16 protein-coding genes are annotated in these 18852 nt (G+C 72.2%); 10 read left to right on the top strand and 6 right to left on the bottom strand.

The window, feature by feature from the left end; all coding sequences use genetic code 11:
- Position 1: 1 nt before the first annotated feature.
- Entirely contained in the window at positions 2 to 1333 is a 1332-nt protein-coding gene (locus tag Q2K19_RS02015; RefSeq protein ID WP_302767106.1) for an ABC transporter substrate-binding protein, read from the bottom strand.
- A 279-nt stretch (positions 1334 to 1612) separates the two neighbouring features.
- On the opposite strand from Q2K19_RS02015, the gene Q2K19_RS02010 reads away from it, so the two are divergent.
- From Q2K19_RS02010 to Q2K19_RS02000, 3 genes are all read left to right on the top strand, one after another.
- Positions 1613 to 3631: a beta-galactosidase gene (locus Q2K19_RS02010; RefSeq protein WP_302767104.1), complete on the top strand. Its 2019-nt coding sequence runs from the start codon at positions 1613 to 1615 to the stop codon at positions 3629 to 3631.
- 37 nt (positions 3632 to 3668) lie between these two features.
- Positions 3669 to 4445: a DeoR/GlpR family DNA-binding transcription regulator gene (locus Q2K19_RS02005; protein WP_302767102.1), complete on the top strand. Its 777-nt coding sequence runs from the start codon at positions 3669 to 3671 to the stop codon at positions 4443 to 4445.
- A 99-nt stretch (positions 4446 to 4544) separates the two neighbouring features.
- The gene (locus tag Q2K19_RS02000; protein WP_302772200.1) at positions 4545 to 5501 is read left to right on the top strand and encodes a sporulation protein; all 957 of its coding nucleotides are present in this window, start codon (positions 4545 to 4547) and stop codon (positions 5499 to 5501) included.
- Positions 5502 to 5566: 65 nt separating this feature from the next.
- Here the strand turns inward: Q2K19_RS02000 and Q2K19_RS01995 are convergent, their stop codons facing one another.
- On the bottom strand, positions 5567 to 5944 hold the full coding sequence (locus Q2K19_RS01995; protein WP_302767100.1) for a hypothetical protein: 378 nt from the start codon (positions 5942 to 5944) through the stop codon (positions 5567 to 5569).
- A gap of 286 nt (positions 5945 to 6230) precedes the next feature.
- On the opposite strand from Q2K19_RS01995, the gene Q2K19_RS01990 reads away from it, so the two are divergent.
- The gene (locus tag Q2K19_RS01990) at positions 6231 to 6653 is read left to right on the top strand and encodes a hypothetical protein (protein ID WP_302767098.1); all 423 of its coding nucleotides are present in this window, start codon (positions 6231 to 6233) and stop codon (positions 6651 to 6653) included.
- A gap of 67 nt (positions 6654 to 6720) precedes the next feature.
- On the opposite strand, the gene Q2K19_RS01985 is transcribed toward Q2K19_RS01990, so the two are convergent.
- Together Q2K19_RS01985 and Q2K19_RS01980 are read right to left on the bottom strand one after the other, a co-directional pair.
- Complete coding sequence (locus Q2K19_RS01985) at positions 6721 to 8940, bottom strand: HelD family protein (RefSeq protein WP_302772198.1); 2220 nt, start codon at positions 8938 to 8940, stop codon at positions 6721 to 6723.
- Between the two features lie 292 nt (positions 8941 to 9232).
- Entirely contained in the window at positions 9233 to 10366 is a 1134-nt protein-coding gene (locus Q2K19_RS01980) for a LolA family protein (protein WP_302767096.1), read from the bottom strand.
- Positions 10367 to 10461: 95 nt separating this feature from the next.
- On the opposite strand from Q2K19_RS01980, the gene Q2K19_RS01975 reads away from it, so the two are divergent.
- Together Q2K19_RS01975 and Q2K19_RS01970 are read left to right on the top strand one after the other, a co-directional pair.
- On the top strand, positions 10462 to 11118 hold the full coding sequence (locus Q2K19_RS01975) for a response regulator transcription factor (protein WP_302767094.1): 657 nt from the start codon (positions 10462 to 10464) through the stop codon (positions 11116 to 11118).
- A gap of 80 nt (positions 11119 to 11198) precedes the next feature.
- Complete coding sequence (locus Q2K19_RS01970) at positions 11199 to 12614, top strand: HAMP domain-containing sensor histidine kinase (protein ID WP_302767092.1); 1416 nt, start codon at positions 11199 to 11201, stop codon at positions 12612 to 12614.
- Between the two features lie 11 nt (positions 12615 to 12625).
- Here the strand turns inward: Q2K19_RS01970 and Q2K19_RS01965 are convergent, their stop codons facing one another.
- Both Q2K19_RS01965 and Q2K19_RS01960 read right to left on the bottom strand, forming a co-directional pair.
- Positions 12626 to 13336, bottom strand: a complete 711-nt coding sequence (locus tag Q2K19_RS01965) for a zinc ribbon domain-containing protein (RefSeq protein WP_302767090.1) — start codon at positions 13334 to 13336, stop codon at positions 12626 to 12628.
- Positions 13337 to 13528: 192 nt separating this feature from the next.
- Positions 13529 to 14305, bottom strand: a complete 777-nt coding sequence (locus tag Q2K19_RS01960) for a Stf0 family sulfotransferase (protein ID WP_302767089.1) — start codon at positions 14303 to 14305, stop codon at positions 13529 to 13531.
- A gap of 185 nt (positions 14306 to 14490) precedes the next feature.
- Here Q2K19_RS01960 and Q2K19_RS01955 point away from each other — a divergent pair, with 185 nt between their 5' ends.
- The 4 genes from Q2K19_RS01955 to Q2K19_RS01940 all read left to right on the top strand — a co-directional run bounded on the left by Q2K19_RS01955 (position 14491) and on the right by Q2K19_RS01940 (position 18506).
- Positions 14491 to 14847 (top strand): VOC family protein, encoded by a 357-nt coding sequence (locus Q2K19_RS01955; protein WP_302767088.1) that lies wholly within the window; start codon positions 14491 to 14493, stop codon positions 14845 to 14847.
- Between the two features lie 299 nt (positions 14848 to 15146).
- Positions 15147 to 17534 carry an excinuclease ABC subunit UvrA gene (locus Q2K19_RS01950; protein ID WP_302767086.1) on the top strand — a complete coding sequence of 796 codons (2388 nt, stop codon included), beginning with the start codon at positions 15147 to 15149 and terminating at the stop codon, positions 17532 to 17534.
- A gap of 109 nt (positions 17535 to 17643) precedes the next feature.
- Positions 17644 to 18093, top strand: a complete 450-nt coding sequence (locus Q2K19_RS01945) for a helix-turn-helix transcriptional regulator (RefSeq protein WP_302767084.1) — start codon at positions 17644 to 17646, stop codon at positions 18091 to 18093.
- 5 nt (positions 18094 to 18098) lie between these two features.
- Complete coding sequence (locus Q2K19_RS01940; RefSeq protein ID WP_302767082.1) at positions 18099 to 18506, top strand: VOC family protein; 408 nt, start codon at positions 18099 to 18101, stop codon at positions 18504 to 18506.
- Positions 18507 to 18852: the final 346 nt, after the last annotated feature.

Here is an 18852-nt window from a genome sequence, read left to right as displayed (position 1 = left end):
GTCAGCTGGTGAAGATCGACTTCTTCTGGTTCTCGATGCTCGTGAGCAGCCCGCTGATGTCCTTCGGGTTCTTGATGAACTGCTGGATCGCCGGGATCATCACCGTCGAGGCGAAGTCCGGGCGGGTGTCCCGGTCGAGGAACTGGGCGATCTCGGTGGCCGAGCCGACCAGTTCGGCGGCCTTCTTCTGGAGCGCGGTGTAACCGCTGGTGTCGGCGCCGGTGTTGGCGACCAGGGTGCTCGGGTCGTTCTTGACGGTGATGTTGGCGGCGTCCTTGGAGCCCACGTACTCGAGCAGCTTCTTGGCGGCGCCCTCGGACTTCGGCTTGCGCGCCATCATGTAGCCGTCGATCGGCGCGTCCAGGGCCTTCGCCCCGATGGTCGAGTCGATCTCGGGGAAGGTGAAGAAGTCGAGGTCGTCCTGCTCGTCGTTGTTGAACTGCTGGGCGACGAAGAGGCCGAGCAGGTACATGCCGCTCTTCTTCTGCTGCAGCGACTGCGCCGCCTCCTGCCAGGTGCGGCCCAGCGAGTCCGGCTGGTGCAGCGGCAGCAGCCCGGCCCAGGTGTCGAAGACCTTCTTGACCTTGTCGGAGGTCCACGCCTCCTTGCCGGCCATGAGGTCGACGTGGAACTGGTAGCCGTTGATCCGCAGGTTGAGGATGTCGAAGGTGCCCATCGCCGGCCAGCCGTCCTTGTCGCCGAAGGCGATCGGGTTCAGGCCGTCCTTCTTCATCTGCGCGCCGAGGGTGTTCAGGTCGTCCAGGGTCTTGGGCACCTGGTAACCGCGCTGCTGCCACACCGACTTGCGGTAGAAGACGGCCCACGGGTAGTACGACGCCGGCACGAAGTACTGCTTGCCGTCGTCGCCGGTGGACGCCTTCTTGAACGCGTCGGAGTAGCCGGAGAGCTTGCCCCAGACGTCGCTGACGTCGCCGGCCAGGCCCTTGGCGGCGAAGAACCGCATCCGGTAGCCGGCGAACCACATGAACACGTCGTCCGGCTTGCCCTGCAGGTAGTTGTTGATGTTCTCCTGGAACGTGTTGTGGTCGACCGTGTTGATGTTGACGGTGACCCCGGACGACGTCTTGTAGCCGTCCATCACCTTGGCGATGACGTCCTTCGGCTTCGGGTCCGACTGGTTCGACCCGAGCGACACGGTCTTGGCGTCCGCGCCGCCGGAGTCGGAGTCGGATCCGCAGCCGGCGAGCAGTCCCGTGCCGAGCAGCGCGCCGGCGCCGGCCGCGCCGGCCAGCAGCGAGCGGCGGTTCAGGCCGGCGACGGACGGGGGTACGAGTCGGGCGAGGTACTCGGCTTGCGAGCGGGGACGGGACATTGTGCCTCCTGCGTGGAAGAGGTGCGCTGCGCCCAAGGGCCGTGACGGGTGGCGGGGATCGGTGTTCGTGTCGACCGACGTAGATCCACCGTGAATCCACATGTCCGAACACAAACAGCCGGTGGCGGTTGAAGCTACCCCTTGGTTCGGCGCTGTCAAGAGGGCAGAAGGGCAGCGATAACCCAGTTGTGACTTGGCGAAGAGACGGTAAACGTTGGAATCTCTGTCGATGTTGGAAAGTGTTGACTTGGGTGTTGTTCGGGGGCACCCTCTGCTGTCATGCGGAACTGGCAGGGCGAGAGCATCTGGTACGGCGCCGACTACAACCCTGAGCAGTGGCCCGAGGAGACCTGGGCCGAGGACGTCACGCTGATGCGGCGGGCCGGGGTCAACCTCGTCTCGGTCGGGATCTTCTCCTGGGCCCTGCTCGAACCGGAGCCCGGACGCTACGAGTTCGGCTGGCTGGACCGCGCGATCGACCTGCTGCACGACGGCGGGATCAGCGTCGACCTGGCCACCGCCACCGCCAGCCCGCCGCCCTGGCTGGCCCGCCGCCACCCCGAGACGCTGCCCCGGCGCGCCGACGGGACCATCCTCTGGCCCGGCGGCCGGCAGGCGTACTGCCCCAGCTCACCGGTCTTTCGGGAGCGCTCGCTCACCCTGGTCGAGGCCGTCGCCGGCCGGTACGCCGACCACCCGGCCGTGGTGATGTGGCACGTCTCCAACGAGCTGGGCTGCCACAACGTGCACTGCTACTGCGACGTCAGCGCGGAGGCGTTCCGCCGCTGGCTGCGCGACCGCTACGGCGACCTGGACGCGCTCAACGCCGCCTGGGGCACCGCGTTCTGGAGCCAGCGTTACCACGACTGGGCCGAGGTCAACCCGCCGCGTACCGCGCCGACCTTCGCCAACCCGACGCAGCAGCTCGACTTCCTGCGCTTCTCCTCCGACGAGCAGCGCGCCCAGCTGCGCGCCGAGCGGGACCTGCTGACCCGGCTCGCCCGGCAGCCGGTCACCACGAACTTCATGATCGGCACCGGCGTCAAGTACCTCGACTACCACTCCTGGGCCGCCGACGTCGACCTGGTCGCCAACGACCACTACCTCCTCGCCGCCGACCCGCGGCCGCAGGTCGACCTGGCCCTCGCCGCCGATCACACCCGCGGCGTCGCCGGCGGCGCGCCGTGGCTGCTGATGGAACACTCCACCAGCGCCGTCAACTGGCAGCCGCGCAACGTCGCCAAGACCCCCGGCCAGCTGCGCCGCAACAGCCTCGCGCACGTGGCGCGCGGCGCCGACGGCGTGCTGTTCTTCCAGTGGCGGGCCTCCCGGGCCGGTGCCGAGAAGTTCCACTCCGCGCTGGTGCCCCACGCCGGCCCGGACACCAAGGTGTTCCGCGAGGTCTGCCGGCTCGGCGCCGACCTGCAGGCCCTCGCCGAGGTCCGCGGCAGCCGGGTCGACGCCGACGTGGCGATCCTGTTCGACTACGAGGCCTGGTGGGGTGCCGAACTCGACTCCCACCCCAGCGTCGACGTCACGTACGTCGACCGGCTGGCCGCGCTGCACGGCGCGCTGTGGCGGGCCGGCGTCACCGCCGATGTGGTGCACCCGTCCGCCGACCTGTCCCACTACCGGTTGGTCCTGGTGCCCACCCTCTACCTGGTGCGCGACCCCGACGCCGACGCGCTGCGCCGCCACGTCGAGGCGGGCGGGACCGCGCTGGTCACCTACTTCAGCGGCATCGTCGACGAGCACGACCACATCCGACTCGGCGGCTACCCGGGCGCGTTCCGCGACCTGCTCGGGGTGCGTACCGAGGAGTTCTTCCCGCTCCGCGACGGCGAGCGGGTACGCCTCGACGACGGTTCGACCGCCGACGTGTGGACCGAATGGCTGCACGCCGAGGGCGCCGAGGTGCTCGCGTCGTACGCCGACGGGCCGCTGCCCGGGGTGCCCGCGCTGACCCGGCACCCGGTCGGCGCCGGCTCCGCCTGGTACCTCGGCACCCGGCTCGACGACGCGACCACCGACCAGCTCGTCGCCCGGCTGCTCGCCGAGTCCGGCGTCCGGCCCGCGGCGGCCGCCCCCACCGGGGTGGAGGTGGTGCGCCGGCGGTCCGCCGACCGGAGCTGGCTCTTCGTCATCAACCACACCGACGCCGCGGCCCGGCTGGCCGTCACCGGTGCCGAGCTGCTCGGCGGTGGCCGGTGCGACGGCGAGCTGGTGGTGCCGGCGGGTGAGGTGGCGGTGGTCCGTGAGGAGCCCGCGCCCGGGGAGCCGGCGGCCGCGGCCGCCTGACCCGCGTACCGTGCCTCGTGCAGGTAGAGGAGGACAGATGCTCGCCCAGCAACGGCAGAGCGCCATCCTGGAGCTGATCCGCCAGCGTGGCGGCGTCCGGGTCAGCCACCTGGTCAGCCGCTTCGGCGTGTCCGACATGACGATCCGGCGGGACCTCGAGGTGCTCGCCGAACGCGGTCTGGTCGACAAGGTCCACGGGGGAGCGACCCTGGCGGGCCCGGGCTCGGCCGACGAGCCGGGCTTCGCCGCCAAGTCGATCCGGCAGCAGGACGAGAAACGGGCCATCGCGGAGCGGGCCGCCGGGCTGGTCGAGCCGGGCATGGCGATCGCCCTCTCGGCCGGCACCACCACCGCCGCCCTCGCCGCCCGGCTCGCCGACGTCCGCGGGCTCACCGTGGTCACCAACTCGATCCCGGTCGCCGACGTGCTCTACCAGAATCCCCGCCCGGATCAGACCGTCGTGCTCACCGGCGGCATCCGTACGCCGTCCGACGCGCTGACCGGGCCGGTGGCCGAGGCGGCCATCGCCGCGCTCAACGTCGACCTGCTCTTCCTCGGCGTGCACGGGATGAGCCCGCGGACCGGGCTCACCACGCCGAACCTGCTGGAGGCGGCGGTCAACCGGCGGTTGATCGGCGCCGCCCGCCGGCTCGTCGTGCTCGCCGACCACACCAAGTGGGAGACCATCGGCATCGCCACCATCGCTCCGCTGGAGGACGCGGACCTGCTCATCACCGACGGTGGGCTGCCGGCGGAGGCGCGCCGCCAGATCGGCGAGCAGGTCGGCGAGCTGATCGTCGTCGACGTACCCTGATCGGCTCACAGCCACTTCACAGGCCCGCAGGTTAGGGTCGCCTTCGTGGCCCCGCGCGCTCCATGGTGGAGCGTGCCGAAGGTGGAAGCGGGAGTGGCGATGGTCTTCAAGAAGATGCTGAGCGCGTTCGGCGTGGGCGGCCCGAGCGTCGACACGGTGCTGACCAACCCGAACACCCGGCCCGGCCTGAGCCTCGACGGGCACGTCAACCTGATCGGCGGCGACGCGCCGGCCGGCATCGAGCAAGTCACCGTCAGCCTGGTCACCCGAGTGGAGATCGAGGGCGGTGACTCCGAGTACGCCGGCATCATGGAGTTCCACCGGATGCCGGTCAGCGGGGCGTTCGAGCTCGCCCCGCAGCAGCGACTCGCCATCCCGTTCCAGCTGCCGGTGCCGTGGGAGACCCCGGTCACCGACGTCTACGGGCAGCGGCTGCACGGCATGACCATGGGGCTGCGCACCGAGCTGGCGGTGGCCCGGGCGGTGGACAAGACCGACCTGGACCACGTCGCGGTGCACCCGCTGCCGATCCACGAGCGGATCCTCGACGCCTTCCAGGCGCTGGGCTTCCGGTTCAAGCACGCCGACCTGGAGCGGGGCCGGATCCACGGCGTGCAGCAGACGCTGCCGTTCTACCAGGAGATCGAGTTCTTCGCCGCGCCGCAGTACGCCCGAATGATCAACGAGGTCGAGCTGACCTTCGTGACCAGCCAGCGGGGCGTCGAGGTGGTGCTGGAGTGCGACAAGCGCGGCGGCTTCCTCACTGCGGGGCATGACGCGTTCGGCCGGTACTCCGTCCCGCACCGCGACGCCGACCGCACCGACTGGGTGCAGGTGGTGGACGGCTGGCTGCGGGAGACCACCGCGCGCTACGGCAACCTGCGCGCGCACGGCTTCGGCGGCCCGCACGGGCACCACGGCCACCGCGGCTCGGGGATGGGCGGCATGGTGGCGGGCGCCGCGCTGGGCGTGGCCGGCGGCCTGGTGGCCGGCGAGCTGATCGAGGACGCCTTCGAGGGCGACTTCGGCGATTTCGGCGATTTCGGCGGCGAGTAGGCGGGACAGACGACGGCGGCCCCGGGGTCTCCCGGGGCCACCGTCGTTCTCGGGTGGTGCGCTCGTCAGTGTCGGGCTCGACGCTCCTCACCGCTGCGGAAGTTGCTTCCGGCCTTGGCCAGACCGCGGCTACCCAGGTAACCGAGGGTCAGCAGCGTGATGAAGAACCAGGCCTGCGGGGCGCGGAAGATGTCCACCCCGACCGAGTTCTTACCGACCAGGTAGGACGCCACCAGCACGCCCGCGACGGCGATCAGGTACACCCAGAACTCGGTGGTCGCGAACGACGGCTTGGTCTCGGTGCCCGGGGCTGCCATCGCCTGCCGGCGCCCGTCGGGCATCGCGGCCATCGGGCGGGTCGGCGTCTCCTGCATGGCCGCCCGGTTCTGCATGTCCTGGGCCGGTCGGTTCATGGGCCTGGTGGATGCAGCCTGCGTGCTCATCTGTCCTCCTCAGGATTGATGAGTCGTTCCCTGCACTCCCTCGCCCCGCTACCGCGTTTCGGCCACGGCGCGGTGAGCTTCCTGGCGGGGGCAACCACCGTCTACCCCTGGCCCCGGTGAGGTAACGCCGGCCCCCGGCCGAATAGGAGCCGCGCCGGGCCCGGCGCGACATCCGGACAGCCGGGCACGGACGGGACGCCTCGTCGGCGGTGCGGCCGGGATCGGTTTGGGCCGCCGGCCGTCGGGCACGCATGGCGGATGCCGAGACATCTGCGAGGTGGTTGACGTGCGTGAGGACGACATGCGGCAGGACGCTGCCCGCCGGGCCGAGGAGCGGGTCGCCGGTGGCGTGTACGGCGAGGGCGCGCTCGACGAGGTCACCGTGCCTCAGACGGACGTGACGCGGGTGATCCAGGAGGAGGATCCGGACGACCCGGCGCACACCCGGGTGGACGCCAACGTGCTCCGCGACGGCGGCCCGACCGGCGGGCAGGGTGCGATCACCACGACCGGCGGCACCGCCGGGCCGGCCAGCGCCCGCCGGGTGGCCCGGCAACCGGAGCGGCACCGCGGCAAGGTCGCGCCGACCACCACCGGCGACGCCACCACCGGCGGCCTGAGCACCCCGGCCGGCGGCTCGACCAGCGACGCCTCGTCCAGCGGCAGCCAGGTCGGCAACTTCACCGACGAGGAGCCCAACCCCGGCTGATCATGAGGTTGGCGGCACTCGTGGACATCGAGATCGCCGTCAACCTCATGATCGACCAGGTCGGGGGTCAGGCCGCGCGGAGGATGCCGAGGCGCTGGGTGGCGCGGGTGAGCGCGACGTAGAGGTCGCTGTGGCCCCGCGGGGACTCGGCGACGATCCGGTCCGGCTCGACCACCAGCACCGAGTCGAACTCCAGGCCCTTGGCCTGCTCGGTGGTGAGCAGCACCACCCGGTTCTCCAGCTCCGGCTGCTCGCCGACCGCCGCCTCGGGCAGCGCGGCGACGACCGCCGTGCCCAGCTCGTTGACCCGCCCGGCCGGCACGATCACCCCGAGCCGCCCGTCGGCCAGCCCGGCCGCCTCCCGGGCGGTCACCTCGACCAGCTCCGCGGCGAGCCGGCCCGCCTCGACGGTACGGTCCCACGGCGGCACGCCGCTGGCGCGTACGGAGCGGGGCGGGCGCAGCGCCGGGTCGATCTCGGTCAGCACGTCGGCGGCGACCGCCATGATCTCGGCCGGGGTGCGGTAGCTGACGGTCAGCTCCTCCAGCCGCCACCGGTCCGCCACGTACGGGGCGAGGGCCTCCTGCCAGGACGGGGTGCCGGAGAGCGCGCCGGTCTGCGCCACGTCGCCGACGATGGTCATCGAGCGGCTGGGGCAGCGGCGCATCAGCAGCCGCCACGCCATCGGCGACAGCTCCTGCGCCTCGTCGACGATGACGTGCCCGAAGGCCCAGCTCCGGTCGGCGGCGGCCCGCTGGGCGGTGGTCAGCCGCTCGGCGTCCTCCTGCCGTTCCGACAGCCGGTCGGCGTCGATCAGGTCGGTGACGCCGAGGATCTCACCGCCGTCCGCCTCGTCCTCGACGTCGATGGAGCGGGAACCGCGCCAGATCTCGAGCACGCCCTCGGCGTACTCGCGCTCCATGGCCCGCAGCCGTTCGCGGCGGGCGACGGCGGCGCGCTCGTCCTCGCCGAGCAGCTCCGCCGCCTCGTCCAGCAGCGGCACGTCGGCCGGCGTCCAGCCGCCCGGCTCGCGGTGCAGCAGCGCCCGCTCGGCGTCGGTGAGCATCGGCGCGGCGGCAGCGATCCGCTCCTCGGCGGCGTACAGGTCGGCGAGGAGCCGCTGCGGGGTGAACACCGGCCAGAGCTGGTCCAGGGCGGCCCGGACCTCGGGCTCCTCCCGCAGCTCCCGGCGGATCTCGGCGACGTCGGCCTCGGAGAGCAGGTTCTCCCCGCCCAGCGGGTCGGCGCCGATCCGCTCGGCGACCTGGGCGGCGAGCGCGTGGACGATCTCGATGTCGAACAGCGCGCGGGCCAGGTTGTGGGGGCGCTGCGCGCGGCGCACTCGGTCCCGGGCCTGGCGGACGACCTCCGGGTCCAGCGTGAGGATCTCCCGCTGCGGCAGCTCGATCTCCAGCGGCTCGTCGGGCACCCACTGCCGGTCCCGTACGGCGTTGGCCAGCACCTCGGCCATCACCGCGCGGCCCTTCAGCGCGGCGGCCTCGGCCGGCTCGGCGCGTCGGGCGCGCACCCCGGGGAACAGGTCGGCCGGGGTACGCAGCAGCACCCCCGTCTCGGCCAGTGCCGGCAGCACCTGGGAGATGTAGCGCAGGAAGGTGGCGTTCGGGCCGACCAGCAGCACGCCGCGGGTGGAGAGCTGCTCCCGGTGCGTGTAGAGCAGGTACGCGGCGCGGTGCAGCGCCACCGCCGTCTTGCCGGTGCCCGGGCCGCCCTGCACCACCAGCACGCCCGGCAGGTCGGCGCGGATGATCCGGTCCTGCTCGGCCTGGATGGTCTCGACGATGTCGCGCATCCGGCCGGTGCGGCCGGCGTTCAGCGCGGCGAGCAGTGACGCCTCGCCGGTCAGCTCCTCGTGGGCGGTGGGCGAGGCCGCGGCGATGTCCAGCACCTCGTCGTTGAGGCCGGTGACCTTCCGCTCCCGGGTGCGCAGGTGCCGGCGCCGGCGTACGCCCTGTGGGTTGGCGGCGGTGGCGAGGTAGAAGGCGCGGGCGGCCGGGGCGCGCCAGTCCATCAGCAGCGGGTCGTAGTCGCCGCCGGTGTCGAAGATCCCGATCCGGCCAATGTAGCGGCGGGCGCCGTCCTCACCGTCGAGCCGGCCGAAGCAGAGGCCGCTCTCCACCGCGGAGAACCGCTCGACCTGCTGGGCGTACATCCCGACCGCGGAGTCGCGCTGCGAGCGGGCCTGCAACGTGCCGCCGGTGGTGCGCAGCTCCTCGGTGAGCCGTCGGGCGGCCTGCTCCCGCATGTCGTCCAGCCGGTCGTAGAGCATCGAGACGTACTCCTGCTCGCGACCGATCTCGTCGTCCTGGTGCAGCTCACCCGATACGTCGGAGTGCGTTGACAAGCCGGCTCCTCATTGGCTAAAATGAGCGCAGGAATGGCCTTTTATCGCCATTCCTTTTTGTGTTTGAACTGAGAAAGATACCGCGTGGCCCAGCGCCGGACCAAGCCTGTCCGGCCGCCCGCGACGACATCACACCGCCGCGCCGCACCCCCGGAAAACGGAGCGGGGGCCCGGCCGGCTTCCGCCGACCGGACCCCCGACGGGCCCGCTGCCCGGGTCAGCCCCGGGCCGCCTGGTAGAGCCGCTCCGGCGTGACCAGGCCGGCGAAGACCCGCCCGTCGTCGGTGAGCAGCACGCTGAACAGCTTTCCGGTCAGCAGCCGCCCGCTGCCCCAGTCCCCGCTCACCTTCGGCAGCCCGCCGAGCACCTTGGCGATCGCGTCGGCGCCCGCCGCATCGGCGCCGCCGGCCGGCTTCGCGCCCCGGGCGGCGCCGCCGGCCGCGTCGAGCTTCGCCACCAGCACCGTGGTCCAGCCGGTGCCGACCGTACGCACGTCCGGCGCGTCCTTGCCCCGGTCGGCCCCCGGCTTGCCCAGGTCGGCGTCCGGCAGGTGCTTCCCGGCCGGGCCGTCCCCCCGCTGCTCGGTCACGGTCACCCCCGGCGGCGGGTTGAACCGGAACTGGTCGGCGTCCGGCGTCCGGAAGTCCACCTGCGTGAAGGCGACCTCGAAGGCCGGCTCGTCGACGCCGTCGGCGAGCACCTCGAAGCGCAGCGGCACGTGCTCCTTCGCGTCCAGCGCGATCCGCACCTGGTGCACCAGGGAGTCCTTGTCGCGCGGGGTGAGCACCAGCTCGTACACGCTGCGCCCGGCCACGGTGGCGGAGCGGCCGACGGTGACCGCCGTGCTCGGGTCGATCGCGGCCAACGCCCGGTCGGCGGCGTCGGCCGGGGTGGCCGGCGCGGACGGCGGTGCCGCCGCGTCCGCCGGCAGCGTCCGGTGCGACGCCGTGTTGGTGCGGCTGCTCCAGGTCCAGACGTCGCGGCCGTTGCGCAGCACGTCGCGCTCGCCGAGCGTGTCGACCAGGGCGAGCCGCTGCCGGTCCGGGCCGGCGTACCAGACCCGCAGGGTGTGGGTGCCGGTGATCAGGCTGGTCAGCTCGTCCCCGCCGGCCGCCCCGGCCAGGTCGGCGATCGGCGGCAGCCCGAGGTCGGCGCGCTGCACGACCGTGCCGGAGAGGCCGTCGAGACGGGACGTGCGCAGGTCTTCCAGCAGTTGCGCGGCGGTACGCGGGGGCAGGGCCGGGTCGGCCGCGGCGAACGTGCCGATCGCGGCGCCGCCCCCGACCACGGCGACCCCCGCGGTCGCCGGGACCAGCCAGCGCAGCACGGCGCGATTCTTCAGTACGGACATGGTGGACACCTCCTGACCGTAATGCTGCACCCCGGTCGCTGTGAGGGCGCTGAGGAGATTCCCTAGGGGGTGTCATCGGGTGGCACCCTTGACCCGTGCGGTTGCTGGTGGTGGAGGACGAGTCGCGGCTCGCCGGCGCGTTGCGGCGCGGCCTGCAGGCGGAGGGGTTCGCGGTGGACGTGGCGTCCACCGGCCCGGCCGGCCTGGACGCCGCCCGGCACGGCGACTACGACGCGATGATCCTCGACGTGATGCTGCCCGGCCTGTCCGGGTACGAGGTGGTGCGCCGGCTGCGGGCCGAGGAGCACTGGCTGCCGGTGCTCATGCTGTCGGCCAAGGACGGCGAGTACGACCAGGCCGACGGGCTGGACTGCGGGGCGGACGACTACCTCACCAAGCCCTTCTCGTACGTGGTGCTACTGGCCCGGCTGCGGGCGCTGCTGCGCCGGGGCGCGCCGCAACGCCCCGCCGTGCTCGCCGTGGGCGACCTGCGGCTGGACCCGGCGCGGCGGCGGGTGACCCGGGCCGACGCCGAGGTGGTCCTGACCGCCCGCGAGTACGCCCTGCTCGACTACCTGATGCGCCGCCCCGGTGAGGTGGTCTCCAAGACCGAGCTGCTGGACCACGTCTGGGATGCCAGCCTCGACACCGCCCCCAACGCCGTCGAGGTCTACGTCGGCTACCTGCGCCGCAAGATCGGCCGGGACCGCCTGCAGACCGTCCGCGGCGCCGGCTACCGCCTCGCCACATGAAGGTGAAAGGAAGGGCCCCTTCTTATCGCCTCCGGTATAGGAGGGGCCCCCGCTTAACACTGGGGCTGCGGGCCCGGCTGATGGCGATCGGGGTGCTCGGGCTCAGCGTCGGGCTCGCGCTCGGCGGGATGCTGCTGCTCGGCGCCCTCGGCTGGACGCTGCAACGCACCGTCGATGCCGAGGCGCTCCGGACCGCGGACGCGGTGGCACTGCTCGCCGACTCCGACGCCCTGCCAGACCCGCTGCCGGTGGCCGGCGGTCAGCTGCGGGTGCAGGTGGTGGACGAGGCGGGCCGCATCCGCGCCGCCTCGATCGACGCGGACCGGTTGGTGCCGATGCTCCGCCCGGACCAGCTGCGCGCCGGCCAGCGCCAGCGGCTGGTGGTGGACGGGCGCCGGGTCGGCCTCAGCGGCCCGGTCCGGGTGGTGACCGTCCCGGCGGGCACCCCGGCGGAGCCGCTCACCGTGCTGGTCGCCAAGTCCCTGACCGACGTCCGGCACAGCCTGCACGTGGTGCGGACCCTGCTGCTGGTGGGCTTCCCGCTGCTGGTCGTCGGGCTGGCCGTGGTCGCCTGGCGGGTGGTCGGCGCCACCCTGCGCCCGGTGGAGGCGCTGCGCAGCGGCGCGGCGGAGATCACCGACCGGGCTGGGCCGGGGCGGCTGCCGGTACCGGCCGCCCGGGACGAGATCCAGCGGCTGGCGGTCACCCTCAACGACATGCTGGACCGGTTGGCCGCAGCCCGCGCCCGGCAGCGGGCCTTCGTCGCCGACGCCGCGCACGAGCTGCGCAGCCCGCTGACCAACATGCGTACCGAGCTGGAGGTGGCCCGGCGGTTGGGTGACGCCACGGACTGGCCGGCGGTGGCGGAGGACCTGCTCGCCGACACCGAACGGCTCGGCCGGCTCGTCGACGACCTGCTGCTGCTGGCCCGCCTCGACGAGCAGCCCGCCCGCCCGGACGCGCCGTCGCGCACCCTCGGCCCGGTGGAGCTGGGCGAGCTGCTCGGTGGGGTGGCGGCGCGCTACCCGTCGCCGCCGGTGCGGCTGGTCCCGCCGGCCGGATCGCGCTGGACCGAGGGGGACCCGGGGGAGCTGCACCGGGTGCTCACCAACCTGGTGGACAACGCGCTCCGGCACGCCCGCGGCGAGGTGCTGCTCGCGGTGACCGGCCCGGAGCCGGCCGGGCCGGTGCCGGGCCAGCGGGGGGCCGGGCCGGGGGAGCGGGCGTACCACGTGGTGACCGTCACCGACGACGGGCCGGGCATCCCGGCGGCCGACCGGGAGCGGGTCTTCCAGCGGTTCACCCGCTTGGACGACGCGCGGGCGCGGGACGCCGGCGGGGCGGGCCTGGGCCTGGCCATCGTGCGGGAGTTGGTCCGCCGGGCCGGCGGCACGCTCACCGTCAGCGACGCGGTCCCCGACCCGGCGGCGGGCGGCGGGCCGGGGCTGCGGGTGAGTGTTCGCCTGCCGGCGTTGGTGGAGCCGGAGGCGGACTAGTGCGGTGTCCACTAACGTTCGCCGGGTGTCCGGTGGGTGTTGTGGATCCTCGCTTTTTGGGCGAGCGACTCCCCACCGGGTGGTGGGGCGGGCCTCCGCGGGCCAACTGATCCTCGCGCCGCCCTGCTTGGGCGGCGGGGGTCACGTCGGGACTGGCCGGCACCGGGGAGGTGTCGGCCGGCTCGACGGTGCGTGATCATCCCGGGCACCCGAGCGGGTGTGGGGGTGGTGGTTCCGCCGCCCGGGGTGCGGGTGGCGATGGTGGCGGCCGCGACGAGGTCGCGGTGCCCGGCAAACGCGCAGTGTGGGCAGGTCAGGGTCCGGCCGCGGGGTTTCGGCACCCGCCGCCGGCAGGCCGGGCAGGTCGAGGAGGTGCCGCGCTCGTCGACGAGGTGGACGGTGATGCCGGCCAGGACAGCTTTGTCGGTGAGGACCTGTAGGAGCCGGCCGATCTGCCACTGCCGCAGCCGCAGGTTGTGCCGCCGCCCCGCGTCCAGGTCGAGCACGCCGCGCGGGTCACCCACGCGCAGCACACCCACCCGCTGGCGTACCGCCCAGGACACGACCTGGCGGGCGGCCTCGTGCTGGGCCTGACGCACCCGACGCCGGTGCCGGCCCTCCACCAGCCGCGCCCGACGCCGGTACTGACGCTGATAGCTGGTCAACGGCGCGTCGCGGCGGCGACGCCGCCACCCGTTGACCTCCAACACACACGCCCACACGTCACCAGCCGAACGCAACAGGCCGAAACACCGCCGCCGCTGCCCCGACGTCACCCGCAACCCCACACGCGCGGTGCGATGCACCACCCGAGGCGCGGCAGGATCCCGACGACGAGGCACAACCACACCCAACACCACCAGTACGACAAAACTCTCCAGCCACCGACCCGGCGAACGTTTGTGGTCACGGCACTAGCCATTGCTCAGCCGTTGCCCACCGCTGCCCCGGTACCGCTTGATCCACTGCTGGTTGAGTTCGTCGGCCTGCCGCTGATGGCGTGCCGCGATGGCGACTCCCTCGGGCGGATCGAGCCCGAGAAAGTCGAGGATGCTGCGCGTGGTGGCGATCATGTCCGCGTCCAGTTCCTCGTAGCGCACGAGGTGCGGTCGGATGCCGCAGGAGGCGAACCAGGCCTCCCAGGCCGCGTTGTGCTTGCTGATCACGTCGATGAGGTGTCGGATGCCGCCGGCGTCGTAGCTGGGTGCCCGTCCGTTGCCGGCGCTGCCGCTGATCTCCCCGTGGCCGCCGATGAACCACGTCGCGGTCTGCTCCGCGCGGAGCCAGGACACCGCTTGGGCCAGTACGTCGTCGCGGCGCAGGAACACGAAGCGGGTGTGGCCGAAGGCCCGGTCCAGGAGCGCGGCATCGTCGCCTCTCCGGTCCGGGTGGATCGCCGCGAGCTTGTCGACCAGTTCGTCCAGCGTTCCCCACATGAGCTTCGCGCCGAACACGCCGTTGTCGGTCCGGCCGGCGACCAGCGCCGCGGCCAGGTAGTCCGCATAGTCGAACCCGCCGCCGGCGGTGCGGGGGAGCTGCCATCGATCGGCCCACAGCGGTTCGTCCGGTGCCCGAAAGTACGCCTGGGGACGGCCTGCGACACCGGTGGACTCCAGCAACCCGAGCAGTAGTGAGCTCCCGGTGCGCGGGGTGGCGCAGAGGAAGTACGAATCGACGCGATCGGTGGGCATGGCGGCAGGGAACCCTACTCACGTGCGGCCCGCCACCGTATTTGCGGCGCCGCCGAGGGTCGTCGGTGGGCGCGGACGAGATCGATCAGGAATCAAGAAGCACGCGTCGGGGAGCCGAAACTAGCCTGATCGCCATGGACATCGCCGGTGTCCGAACTCGCCCTCCTACCACTGCAGGAGTGATCATGACTGACTCTTCCGTCCAGGGAATCAAGACCGTGCTGCATCCCGTGTCCGACCTGACGAAGGCGAAGGCGGTGTACGCCGCCCTGCTGGGCGTGGCGCCGCAGACCGACTCGTCCTACTACGTCGGCTTCGAGGTCGCGGGCCAGCAGATCGGGCTGGTGCCGGCCGGTGGACCGCAGGGCATGACCTCGCCGGTCGCCTACTGGCACGTGCCGGACATCGAGGCAAAGCTGGCCGAGGTGACCGCCGCGGGCGCCGTCGTGAAGGAGCCCGCGCACGACGTGGGTGGCGGCCGCCTGGTGGCCACCGTCACCGACCCCGACGGCAACGTCCTCGGGCTGCTCCAGGACCGATGAGCGGCGACCTCCGCTCCCGCGCTCAGCGTCGTCGCGCCACCGAGCACCGGCTCACCCACGGCGTCGATGTCCGGGTGGCCGGTGCCTCGGTCGGCCCGGATACCGTGGTTCCTGCGCCGAGCACGACCCCGGACGGGAGTCGGGCCACCGGGCCGACACCGCCGATCAGGTAGACAGGGACCGTTGCCGCGACCCCGCGGCAGACGGTGAACCAGACGTATCGCGCGAAAGCCGGTCAGATCGAGCCAGGCGCCGCCGCCGGGGACCGCGAAGGCGGCCCGCCCACAGATGGAGGCATGATGAGCAAGGCCACGAGCAGGCAAGCGCAGTCGCCTGCGCCGCACGGTGCCGACAGCCACGATCTGATCCGCGTGCACGGCGCGCGCGAGAACAACCTCAAGGACGTCAGCGTCGAGATCCCGAAGCGAAGGCTGACGGTGTTCACCGGCGTCTCCGGCTCGGGCAAGAGCTCGCTGGTGTTCGACACGATCGCCGCGGAGTCGCAGCGGCTGATCAACGAGACCTACAGCTCCTTCGTGCAGGGTTTCATGCCGACGCTGGCCCGGCCCGAGGTCGATGTACTGGAAGGGCTGACGACGGCGATCATCGTCGACCAGGAGCGGATGGGCGGCGACGCCCGCTCCACGGTCGGCACCGCCACCGACGCCAACGCGATGCTGCGCATTCTCTTCAGTCGACTCGGGAAGCCGTACATCGGACCGCCCAGCGCGTTCTCCTTCAACGTTCCCTCGGTCCGGGCGAGCGGCGCGATCACGGTCGAGCGCGGTGCCACGAAGACCCAACGAGCGACCTTCAACCGCCTCGGCGGCATGTGCCCACGCTGCGAGGGCATGGGCTCGGTCACCGACTTCGACCTGTCCGCGCTGTACGACGACAGCAAGTCGCTCAACGAGGGCGCGCTCACCATCCCCGGCTACAGCATGGACGGCTGGTACGGCCGCATCTTCACCGGCTGCGGCTTCTTCGATCCGGACAAGCCGCTCCGCAAGTACACCAAGAAGGAGCTGCACGACCTGCTCCACCGGGAGCCGACCAAGATCAAGGTCGACGGCATCAACCTCACCTACGAGGGGCTGATCCCGAAGATCCAGAAGTCGTTCCTGTCCAAGGACGTCGATGCCCTGCAGCCGCACATCCGCGCGTTCGTGGAGCGGGCGGTCACCTTCACCACCTGTCCTGACTGCGGCGGCACCCGGCTCGCCGCGGAGGCCCGGTCCTCGAAGGTCAAGGGCATCAACATCGCCGACGCCTGCGCGATGCAGATCAGCGACCTGGCCGAATGGATCCGCGGCCTCGACGAGCCGTCGGTGGCACCGCTGCTGGCCAAGCTGCGGCACGCCCTCGACTCGTTCGTCGAGATCGGCCTCGGCTACCTCAGTCTCGACCGGCCGTCGGGCACGCTCTCCGGCGGCGAGGCGCAGCGCGTCAAGATGATCCGCCAGCTCGGCTCCTCGCTCACCGACGTCACCTACGTCTTCGACGAGCCGACCGTCGGGCTGCACCCGCACGACATCCAGCGGATGAACGAACTGCTGCTGCGGCTGCGCGACAAGGGCAACACGGTGCTGGTCGTGGAGCACAAGCCCGAGGCGATCGCGATCGCCGACCACGTCGTCGACCTCGGCCCGCACGCCGGCACCGCGGGCGGCGAGGTGGTGTTCGAGGGCACCGTCGAGGGGCTGCGGGCCAGCGGCACGGTCACCGGGCGGCACCTGGACGACCGGGCCTCCCTGAAGCCATCGGTGCGTACGCCGTCGGGCGTGCTGGAGGTGCGCGGCGCCAGCGCCCACAACCTGCGGGACGTCCACGTCGACATCCCGCTCGGGGTGCTGGTCGTCGTCACCGGGGTGGCGGGCTCGGGCAAGAGTTCGCTGATCCACGGCTCGGTCTCCGGGCGGGACGGGGTGGTGTCCGTCGACCAGACGGCGATCCGTGGCTCGCGGCGGAGCAACCCCGCGACGTACACCGGGCTGCTCGACCCGATCCGCAAGGCGTTCGCGAAGGCCAACGGTGTGAAGCCGGCGCTGTTCAGCGCCAACTCCGAGGGCGCCTGCCCCAACTGCAACGGCGCCGGCGTCATCTACACCGACCTGGCGATGATGGCCGGCGTCGCCACCATGTGCGAGGAGTGCGAGGGGAAGCGGTTCCAGCCGGCAGTGCTGGAATACCACCTCGGCGGCCGCGACATCAGCGAGGTGCTGGCGATGTCGGTGACCGAGGCCGAGAAGTTCTTCGGCGCCGGCGACGCCCGCACCCCGGCCGCGCACGCCGTCCTCGACCGGCTCGCCGACGTCGGGCTCGGCTACCTCACCCTCGGCCAGCCGCTCACCACGCTCTCCGGCGGCGAGCGGCAGCGGCTCAAGCTGGCCACCCACATGGCCGAGAAGGGCGGCGTCTACGTCCTCGACGAGCCCACCACCGGCCTGCACCTGGCCGACGTCGAGCAACTGCTCGGCCTGCTCGACCGGCTCGTCGACGCCGGCAAGTCGGTCATCGTCATCGAGCACCACCAGGCGGTCATGGCGCACGCCGACTGGATCATCGACCTCGGCCCGGGCGCCGGCCACGACGGCGGCCGGATCGTCTTCGAGGGCACCCCCGCCGACCTCGTCGCCGCCCGCTCCACCCTCACCGGCGAGCACCTCGCGGCCTACGTCGGCGCCTGATCCGGACCCTCGCGGCGATGGTGCGGCGTCCCCACTGCTCCGACTCGGGTCGACCGTTGGCGGGGCGTCCACCAGGGTCGAGTGGCCGAGACGTGGCAAGATTGCCCAGGTGACCAGCACCTCCGCGGCGGCGCAGCGGCTGAGCGACCTCGCCCGGCTGCGCCGCGTCCGCGACCGGATCGACCGGGAGTACGCGCAGCCGCTGGACGTCGAGGCGCTCGCCCGCGGGGTGAACATGTCGGCCGGGCACCTCAGCCGCGAGTTCCGGCGCGCCTACGGCGAGTCGCCGTACGCCTATCTGATGACCCGGCGCATCGAGCGGGCAATGGCGCTGCTGCGTCGGGGGGATCTGAGCGTCACCGAGGTCTGTTTCGCCGTCGGCTGCGCGTCGCTGGGCACCTTCAGCACCCGCTTCACCGAGTTGGTCGGTGTGCCGCCCAGCACCTACCGGCGCGACGCGGCGGGCGCGACGGAGGGGATGCCGTCGTGCGTGGCGAAACAGGTCACCAGGCCGGTCAGGAATCGAGAAGCCTCGGGCCCTGAGCCGCGCGTAGCGTGACCGCCATGGACATCACCATTCACCAGACCTTCCTCCCGCAGGACGACCCGGAGGCAGCGCTGGCCTTCTATCGCGACACGCTCGGCTTCGAGCTCCGCAACGACGTCGGATACCAGGGGATGCGCTGGCTCACGGTCGGCCCCGCCGGGCAGCCCGCGTCCATCGTCCTGCACCCGCCGGCCGCCACCCCCGGCATCACCGACGACGAGCGCCGCACCATCGCCGAGATGATGGCCAAGGGCACCTACGCCAGCGTCATCCTGGCCACCAGGGACCTCGACGCCACCTTCGAGCGACTGCAGGCCAGCGACGCCGAGGTCGTCCAGGAACCGACCGAGCAGCCGTACGGGGTTCGCGACTGCGCCTTCCGCGATCCCGCCGGCAACATGGTCCGCATCCAGGAGCTGCGCTGACACCAGGCGACCGGGCCGCCCGCACCACTGAGGACGGTCGTGGCCAGGAGCGCTGGTCGGCGACTTGCAATCGACTGGGTGGGCTTGATCCCGGTCGTCGGTAGCGGTTGGCCGGTCCGTTCGTCGTCTTGGCGATTTGGCGCGAACCGGGGGGACGCCGGCCCCGAACCCCGTACCCTCCGGCGGGCAGAAAGTGGTCTTCGTCACCTTCCCATGTGGTGGCGGCGGACTGACGTGCCTCTCCCACCGATCGATGCAAAGCGATCGGCTTTTCCGCCGCTCTTTATGGGCCGTACGTCCATGGCCTGTCACCACTCCGAGTGGTTGCATCCTCCGCAGCCGAACG

Source organism: Micromonospora sp. NBRC 110009, from assembly GCF_030518795.1.
Lineage (GTDB): Bacteria > Actinomycetota > Actinomycetes > Mycobacteriales > Micromonosporaceae > Micromonospora.
The sequence above is the reverse complement of the archived record's forward strand: the minus strand, read 5'-3'. Positions and strand labels throughout refer to the sequence as shown.

Bases quoted from the DNA above. Each gene is read 5' to 3' on its own strand.
- Q2K19_RS01960 (WP_302767089.1), bottom strand. From the start codon at position 14,305: ATGCCCACCGATCGCGTCGATTCGTACTTCCTCTGCGCCACCCCGCGC.
- Q2K19_RS02015 (WP_302767106.1), bottom strand. From the start codon at position 1,333: ATGTCCCGTCCCCGCTCGCAAGCCGAGTACCTCGCCCGACTCGTACCC.
- Q2K19_RS02010 (WP_302767104.1), top strand. From the start codon at position 1,613: ATGCGGAACTGGCAGGGCGAGAGCATCTGGTACGGCGCCGACTACAAC.
- Q2K19_RS02005 (WP_302767102.1), top strand. From the start codon at position 3,669: ATGCTCGCCCAGCAACGGCAGAGCGCCATCCTGGAGCTGATCCGCCAG.
- Q2K19_RS01955 (WP_302767088.1), top strand. From the start codon at position 14,491: ATGACTGACTCTTCCGTCCAGGGAATCAAGACCGTGCTGCATCCCGTG.
- Q2K19_RS01950 (WP_302767086.1), top strand. From the start codon at position 15,147: ATGAGCAAGGCCACGAGCAGGCAAGCGCAGTCGCCTGCGCCGCACGGT.
- Q2K19_RS01985 (WP_302772198.1), bottom strand. From the start codon at position 8,940: ATGCTCTACGACCGGCTGGACGACATGCGGGAGCAGGCCGCCCGACGG.
- Q2K19_RS01995 (WP_302767100.1), bottom strand. From the start codon at position 5,944: ATGAGCACGCAGGCTGCATCCACCAGGCCCATGAACCGACCGGCCCAG.
- Q2K19_RS01980 (WP_302767096.1), bottom strand. From the start codon at position 10,366: ATGTCCGTACTGAAGAATCGCGCCGTGCTGCGCTGGCTGGTCCCGGCG.
- Q2K19_RS01940 (WP_302767082.1), top strand. From the start codon at position 18,099: ATGGACATCACCATTCACCAGACCTTCCTCCCGCAGGACGACCCGGAG.
- Q2K19_RS01970 (WP_302767092.1), top strand. From the start codon at position 11,199: ATGGCGATCGGGGTGCTCGGGCTCAGCGTCGGGCTCGCGCTCGGCGGG.
- Q2K19_RS02000 (WP_302772200.1), top strand. From the start codon at position 4,545: ATGGTCTTCAAGAAGATGCTGAGCGCGTTCGGCGTGGGCGGCCCGAGC.